The sequence below is a fragment of the Gammaproteobacteria bacterium genome (genome assembly GCA_029862005.1).
Lineage (GTDB): Bacteria > Pseudomonadota > Gammaproteobacteria.
In genome coordinates, this window is the sequence record JAOTYD010000065.1 from 1 (window position 1) to 7426 (window position 7426).

7 protein-coding genes are annotated in these 7426 nt (G+C 54.5%); 6 read left to right on the plus strand and 1 reads right to left on the minus strand.

Annotation, left to right across the window (positions count from 1 at the left end; genetic code table 11):
• Positions 1-83: 83 nt before the first annotated feature.
• From OES20_18380 to OES20_18395, 4 genes are all read left to right on the plus strand, one after another.
• Entirely contained in the window at positions 84-1325 is a 1242-nt protein-coding gene (locus OES20_18380) for an aconitase X catalytic domain-containing protein (protein ID MDH3636663.1), read from the plus strand.
• Positions 1325-1741, plus strand: coding sequence for a DUF126 domain-containing protein (locus OES20_18385; protein ID MDH3636664.1), 417 nt, complete (start codon positions 1325-1327; stop codon positions 1739-1741). Before OES20_18380 ends, OES20_18385 begins: the two co-directional genes overlap by 1 nt.
• A 110-nt stretch (positions 1742-1851) precedes the next feature.
• Positions 1852-2910, plus strand: a complete 1059-nt coding sequence (locus OES20_18390) for a CNNM domain-containing protein (GenBank protein MDH3636665.1) — start codon at positions 1852-1854, stop codon at positions 2908-2910.
• Positions 2911-3077: 167 nt separating this feature from the next.
• Positions 3078-4085, plus strand: a complete 1008-nt coding sequence (locus OES20_18395; GenBank protein MDH3636666.1) for a TauD/TfdA family dioxygenase — start codon at positions 3078-3080, stop codon at positions 4083-4085.
• Between the two features lie 214 nt (positions 4086-4299).
• On the opposite strand, the gene OES20_18400 is transcribed toward OES20_18395, so the two are convergent.
• Positions 4300-5712 carry a TonB-dependent receptor gene (locus OES20_18400; protein MDH3636667.1) on the minus strand — a complete coding sequence of 471 codons (1413 nt, stop codon included), beginning with the start codon at positions 5710-5712 and terminating at the stop codon, positions 4300-4302.
• A 365-nt stretch (positions 5713-6077) separates the two neighbouring features.
• Here OES20_18400 and OES20_18405 point away from each other — a divergent pair, with 365 nt between their 5' ends.
• Both OES20_18405 and OES20_18410 read left to right on the plus strand, forming a co-directional pair.
• Positions 6078-6593, plus strand: coding sequence for a hypothetical protein (locus tag OES20_18405; GenBank protein ID MDH3636668.1), 516 nt, complete (start codon positions 6078-6080; stop codon positions 6591-6593).
• 131 nt (positions 6594-6724) lie between these two features.
• Positions 6725-7426 (plus strand): AI-2E family transporter (locus OES20_18410; protein MDH3636669.1); only part of this gene is annotated, 702 nt, incomplete at its 3' end.

Below are 7426 nucleotides of genomic sequence, written 5' to 3' on the forward strand. Positions count from 1 at the left end.
TTGATCAACGAAGATACTGTCGCCGGGCATCGCTATACCGATACGCTGATGGCGTCCACGGATTCCGAAAAAGACTGGCCTCGATGAAGCTGAACGCCGAAGAACAGGCAATGCTCGACGGCGAACTCGGTGAGCCGCGGCGCTGGGCGATTGAACACATGCTGAGCGTCGGGCATTTTTTCGATGCCCCTGATTTTGTCGAGGTCACGCAAGCCCATATCATGGCCGACACCGAATCACTGGGCGAAGCCGGGGTTGCTTTCCTTGAGAACCTGATGACTTACCCGGTAAGCGAACGCCAGGTGTGCATCCCGATGATCACCGACCCACGCGGCATCGATTTCTGTCATTACCAGCGCCTCAGGCAAACCGATGAAATGGCCGTGCTCGAACAACGCGCCATCGAAGCCTTCGAATCTCTCGGTATCCTGATGACCAACACCTGCATCAACTACCAGACCATCATGCCGCCGGTGCGTGGCGAGCATCTCGCTTTCGGCGATACCGGCGTCGTGATTTACTGCAACAGCGTGCTTGGTGCCTATTCTAATTTCGAAGGCGGGCCTTCATCGCTTGCCGCCGGGCTGACTGGCCGCACCCCGCGTTACGGGCTGCACCTCGATCAGAACCGCAGAGCAACGCGGCGTTTTCGCGTCGAGTATCAACCGCAATATCTGTCCGATTGGGGCGCACTCGGCGGCATCGTCGGCGCACGCACCGGTTCTTATTGGGACGTTCCGGTCATCGAGGGGATTGAGTCGAACCCCGATTCGGATGAAATGAAACACCTGGGCGCGGCGATGGCGAGCTTCGGCTCGGTGCCATTGTTTCACCTGGTCGGCATTACGCCGGAAGCGCCAACGCTGCAAGCGGTCTGCGATCCAGGCACACCTGCCGAAGCGATTGGTGAAGCTGACTTTAAAAGTTTCTTCGCGCGTTATGGCGGTAAGGGCGAAAAGGTCGACGTGGTCGTGTTTTCCGCACCGCAGCTATCGTTGCTGGAGATGCAGTCGCTCGCCGAACTGCTTGATGATAAAACACTGCATAAGGACACCGACCTGCTCGCGGTGACAAGCCCCGTGGTCGCGGCCGACGCCCGACGCTTAGGGCTAGTCGAGCGCATCGAGTCCTCCGGCGCGCTGGTGCTCGAGGGCATGTGTTTCTACCAGAGCTACGCGCGTGAAATGGGTGAAGCCAACGGCTGGAAGCGGCTTATGACTAATTCTGTTAAGCTAACCAATATTATCGGTGGCTACGGCTATGAGCCGACACTCTCCAACATGGAGAACTGTGTCGCGTCGGCCATCGCCGGGGAAATCGTCTGATGGCCATCATCGAGCTCAAGTGCCATGTCGGCGTCGGCCCTAAGGTTTCGGGAGAGGCACTGGTGACCGACGATAATTTTTCGGCGCGATACGATCTTGACCGCATCGCCGGAATTTTTTCACGCCCGCAGCATAAACTTGTTGGCCAAAGCTATGTCGACAAGATCATGGTATTCAATACCGCCAAGGGCGGAGTCGCGTCGGCCTGGATGCTGCACGAAATGAAGTCGCGCGGAATCGCGCCGAAAGCATTCCTGTTTAACAACGTCAACCCGATCCTGGCGCAGGGTGCGGCGCTCGCCGACATGGCGCTGTGCGACCGTTTCAAAGACGGCGATGTCACGCAACTGATCAAAACCGGTGACCAGGTTACGGTGCATCCCGAGGCTGGTCTGGTGACGATTCGGCGGGATTGAGCGGTGCCGCCAGTTGCCGGGAAATTCTGCTCTAAAAATTCGCGGCACTGGTACAATAGCGATTCTCGGCAAGCAACTGAAATATTTGTGAACGCCTATATACAAGGCCTATGACACTGTTAATTTTTTACCTGGCGATCGCAATCGGTGTTTCCTTCCTGTGCTCCATTCTCGAAGCCGCACTGCTGTCGGCCACGCCCAGCTATGTCGAAACGCTGAAATCCGAAAGGCCACGCGCCGGCGCGGTTGTCAACCGCGTCAAGAAAAGGATCGACGAATCGCTGGCTGCGATCCTGATCCTGAATACCTTTGCCCATACCATGGGTGCGTTCGGCGTCGGTGCGCAGGCGCTGATGGTGTTCGGCCCACAATGGGAAACGTTGATCGCGGTATTGCTGACGCTCGCGATCCTGTATTTCTCCGAGATCATCCCGAAGACCCTGGGTGCGACTTTCTGGCGCACGCTGATCATACCCGCTTCGTTCCTGATCCTGTGGCTGGTCAAGCTGGTGTACCCGCTGGTGTGGATTTCCTCGCACCTGACGAAGTTATTCGGACGCAAGACAGAATCCGATATTACGCGCGAGGAAATTATCGCGATGGGGACGCTCGGGAAAAAGGGCGGCGCACTGATTGCACGTGAAAACGAATACCTTTCCAACGTACTGAGCCTGCGGGAGGTGTTAACCGAAGAGGTGCTGACACCGCGCACCGTGGTGCACATGCTCGACCAGAACATGAGCATCAGCGCAGCGATCGATGACCCGCAGACACGGCAATTCTCGCGCATGCCGGTATACGACGATAACCCTGAGAACATTACCGGCAAGGTGCTGCGTCACGACCTGTTCATGGCAGAGCGCAGCGGTCATGGCAGCGAACCGGTTAAAAATTTCGCCATGGAGATACTCGGGGTATCCGAAAAACTGCCGGTGGTGCATTTGCTCGAGCTCATGCTCAAGAACCGCGTACAGCTGTGCCTGGTCGAAGACGAGTTCGGCCAGACCTCCGGTATCGTCACGCTCGAGGATGCGATCGAAACCCTGCTCGGGCGCGAAATCGTCGACGAGAGTGACACCGTCGAAGACATGCAGGAGTTGGCGCGCAACAAGTACCGCGAACGCCTGCGTGACAACAAGAACAAATTTGAATCGCGCGGCCAGCAATAAACCGCTGTTTCCTGCTGGCTGGCGCGGGTTCCGGCCGGAGTCCTGCCTCGCCGAATCAACCCTGTGTCCATCGACAACCCGGTTCTCACTTGACTCGAGCATTCGAATCCCCTTAGATAAACACCTGTCTTACGAACCAACGCCATTGATCGTTCGGGATTAATCCGATGGGTGTCACTTACCTCGACTGCAGCAACGAAACTTGCGAAATTCGCCAGCCCGCGAGCGATCGGCTGGTTTGGTTGGCCGATGATATCAAGTCCAGCGACTACCTGATCGAAGTTCCCGGGGAAGCGCTCGCGGAAATCGAAGGACTCGTTAAATTTTTCACCGACAATCCGCTGCCATTATTGCAGCGCAAGCTCGACGAACTCGAGCTGCCTGTTTGCCGGACCCTGATGAAACGCATGAAATCGATTCTTGACGATGGCGTCGGTTTCGCGGTGCTCGACCGATTGCCGATGGACGATTACCCGATCGATACGCTGCTGGAGGTTTACTGGGTGCTCGGCCAGTGCATTGGTCGCCCGGTGGCGCAGAAATGGGATGGACGGATGATTTACGACGTCAGCGACACAGGCCAGAAATATGCCTACGGCACGCGCGGCTCGTATACATCGGTAGAACTTAATTTTCACACCGATAACGCATTCGCGCGTATGGTGCCGGATTTCGTCGGCCTGTTGTGTCGTCACCCGGCGAAAACTGGTGGTGTCAGCCGCTTTTGCAGCCTTTACTCGGTGCATCAGCGCATGTTCGAGCGATATCCCGACGAACTTGCGCGGCTCTACCAGCCGGTGCTGTTCGACCGCCAGAAAGAACATTGCGACGGTGCCGCACCGGTTTGTCTTGCACCCTACTTCAGCTGGCGCAATGGTCGCATGTTTGCGCGTGCCAATGCATCGCTGATTCGCAAGGGTTACGAAGTGGCCAGTGAGTCCATGGATAAAGCGCTGGCCCGGGCGCTCGAGGCCATCGATGAAGTCTGTGCGGCTGAAGATTTGTGGTTCGAGGCACCACTGGAGCGCGGTCAGATCCAGTACCTCAACAATCACGAGGTCGGGCATTACCGCAGTGCATTCGAGGATTACGACGAACCCGGGCGAAAACGTCATCTTTATCGGCTCTGGCACCGCCAGGCGGGCTCGACGAGTTACGACGGCCAATACCCGTAACGTCATTGCGCTCCCGACTTAAGGTCATTGCAGCCTCTGAGTCGATACGTCGGACCGCGCAATCTATTTCCGGACCTCCGCTTGAGCCAACCCGGGCTATGCCCGTCCGACTGACTGAGAAACTTCGTTAATGGATGCCGGCGGTCCGACGTATCGGTCAAGCCCGGCATGACGATTCATTGTACTGCCGGCATGAAGGGTAGCTGAAACCAGGTTAATCGCGGTATCCAAACAGCCTGTTTTTGACAATTTCGTCGACAATCCCGTCCGGCAGGCATTTTTCCCATTCGCCCCGGCCGTCTTGCAGTTGTTTTAATACGTTCCGGGAAAAGATATTAAACAAGTCATGGTCGCTCGATTCAATGCCAAAGATAAAGTTGTTCTCCAGCAGGTGGCGGTACAGGTACTTCAGGTTTTCCGGCAATTTGATGTTGGAGAAATCCGTGTACTCACCCGATTGATCAATTTCCGGGTAAACCAGCAGGCGCGTATGGTCCGGGAACAGTTTGCCGAAACCCTCGAGGATGCCGCCTTCGACCCCTCGGTAGCTGCTTTCATCAAAGATCTGTCGGATGTTGATTATGCCGACGACGATACCAATCTGCATGTTGGTAAACTGCCTGAAGTAGGCGCGCATCGAGAAGTAGCGCGTGTAATCGGTTATCATGACGCTGTAACCGAGCGAGTTCAGCAATCCAACGCTGGCAATCAAATCTTCTTCTGACACGCCGAGGTCGTTGCCGTGCATGTCGTTAAGCGAGATTTCGGCGAGGGCAACACTGTTTTTAGGTGTCACGCCTTCGATTTCACAGAAGAACTTCAAACCCTGCTCCATCATGTCTACGTTCAGGCGCGTCACCGGTCGGAAGGTACCCCGAATGGTCAGCACATTTTTCTTGTACAGCATCTCGGCCGGGATTACGACCGAGCCGTCCGGCTTGAACATGATGGCGCGGGTTTTCCAGCTGCGGATCAGGTGCAGGTTGATGGCGCGGTTATCGACCTCCTCAAAATAGGGGCCGTAAAATTCAATCGAATCGATTTCAATACGCCCCTGTTCGAGGTTATCGGTCAGCGATTCGATGATTGTTTTGGCGTTTTCGAAGTAAAAGTAAGAGGCGTAGATTAAATTGACACCAAATATGCCCATTGCCTGTTGCTGTCGTTCCGCGTTGTCGTCACGCATGCGTACATGAACGATGATTTCGGATGGCTCGGCGGCTGGATACATTTGTATCCGAATACCACACCAGGCATGGCATTCATTGTCACCCCTGAAACTCCTGGCAGCAATAGTCGCGCCGTAGGCAAAAAAGCGCGACGCCTTGGAGCGGGATTTACCCACCCGATCAATCACCAGTTGAAATTCCTTTTCCAGCATCGCATGAACCCGCGACTTGCTAACGTAACGGCGGTCTTCCTGCACGCCGTAGATGGCATCGGAAAATTTCATGTCGTAGGCGGACATGGTTTTGGCGATGGTTCCAGCGGCCGCTCCCGCCTTGAAAAACTGTCGCGCCACTTCCTGGCCGGCGCCGATTTCGACGATGGTGCCGTATTTCTTTTCGTCCAGGTTTATCCGTAGTGCCTTTTCAACCGTACTGCGGTCGCTAGTATTTTTATCGATCATTTTTCGAGTACCTTCAGACAGAATAATGCATATCGTTGGGCGTGCGCAGAGCCGCAGCAAAGCGATTATATCCCCACATTCCCTGTTATAGACCTGATTAAAATCAATGGCAGTTATTCCTGCAAGAAAAATTTGGCGGTGCCAACCGGACGCCATGGCGGGGATCAAGCCAAAGCGGCGGCGTCGCGATTTGTTTGCAGGCAAGAAAAACCCGACGGGAGGCGTCGGGCAAGGGCTTGATTGGGAAGTTTTACTCGTAACGATAGGATAACCATTTACTATCAGATTAACGGAGACATATTTCACAGGAAAAAGCGCAACAAGTTTGCAAAGTGACTAATTGGCCTGACAACGAACCAGCAATGATGGCAGAATCATTGTCCGCAGGCGGCTGGAGCGACACGAATACCATGAAAGTCATTCCCCTGGTTTTACTCCCTTTATTGCTGAGCGCCTGCGCAAAACCGTTACAACCGGATAACTACCCCGAACAGATATCTTCGACCCAACTGGATAATAATACTTTTCAGGTTTCCTATACCGGAAGCACGACCAGTGCGGATGAAAAAACCATAGACCTTGCCCTGCTGAGGAGCGCGGAAGTGGCGCTGGATAACGGTTTTAATTATTTTGTCATCGTCAATAACAGCGAATCCGACGCCAGCACGTTGAAAGTCAGCGGCCAGGATGAAAGCGACCTCGAAAGTATTGACTATGAGCCGACCATCTACCAGGGTAACCGTTATATACACTCGGATCCTGACACCAACAACACGATCGTTTGTTTTAAAGAAAAACCCGAGGGCTTCGCCTACGTCGCGTTGTTCGTCAAGGCCACGTTGCGCTCGAAGTACCAGCTGGACCAGGTTACCGAATAGCCCGCGGGTCTGCGTGGTCCCTTTTTTCAGGTAACTATCCTCATCCCGGGCAATTACCTTGATGCCCAATCGCTTTGCTGCTAGTTTTCCGCAGGATGCGGTGGCGCTGACAGGGCGGGGAAAGTAGATATATGAATCAGGATGCTGTCAATAAATCAGTTCTGGCGCTGATGGTCATTGCGATATCGGCACTGTTCCTGTCGATGATTCACCAATTCCTGATGGCCATCTTTCTGGCCGGGCTGTTCAGCGCCCTGGCACGCCCCGTGTACCGACGTTTCAGAATCGTCTTCAAAGGGCACGGGCATGCTGCTTCCGTGACCACGTTGTTATTGATGATCATTGTCGTGCTAATTCCTCTGATGCTATTGGTGGGTGTTATCGTCGGGCAAGCAATCGATGTCGGCCAGGCGGTAACCCCGTGGATCAGGCAGAATATAGAACAGCCCGACAGGCTGACGGCATACCTGCAGCAGCTGCCGTTTTACGAATATCTAGAACCGTATCGTGAAATCATACTGGAAAAGGCAGGACAGCTTGTTGGTTCAGTCAGCAACTTGATCGTCGGCGGTCTTTCCCAGGCGACGCTGGGGACGGCCAACTTCCTGTTCATGATCTTTGTCTTTCTGTACACCGTTTATTTTCTGCAGATGGACGGCGACAAGCTGATCAGAAAGATCCTCTATTACCTGCCATTGAACAGCGACGATGAAAGTCTGATGTTGAACAAGTTCACTTCCGTCACGCGGGCGACGGTCAAGGGAACCATGATGATCGGTCTATTACAGGGCGTCCTGGCAGGTGGCGCTTTCGCCGTTGCCGGCATCGACAAT

Coding starts and splice junctions, on each gene's coding strand:
- OES20_18380 (MDH3636663.1), top strand. CDS start 84: ATGAAGCTGAACGCCGAAGAACAGGCAATGCTCGACGGCGAACTCGGT.
- OES20_18405 (MDH3636668.1), top strand. CDS start 6,078: ATGATGGCAGAATCATTGTCCGCAGGCGGCTGGAGCGACACGAATACC.
- OES20_18395 (MDH3636666.1), top strand. CDS start 3,078: ATGGGTGTCACTTACCTCGACTGCAGCAACGAAACTTGCGAAATTCGC.
- OES20_18390 (MDH3636665.1), top strand. CDS start 1,852: ATGACACTGTTAATTTTTTACCTGGCGATCGCAATCGGTGTTTCCTTC.
- OES20_18385 (MDH3636664.1), top strand. CDS start 1,325: ATGGCCATCATCGAGCTCAAGTGCCATGTCGGCGTCGGCCCTAAGGTT.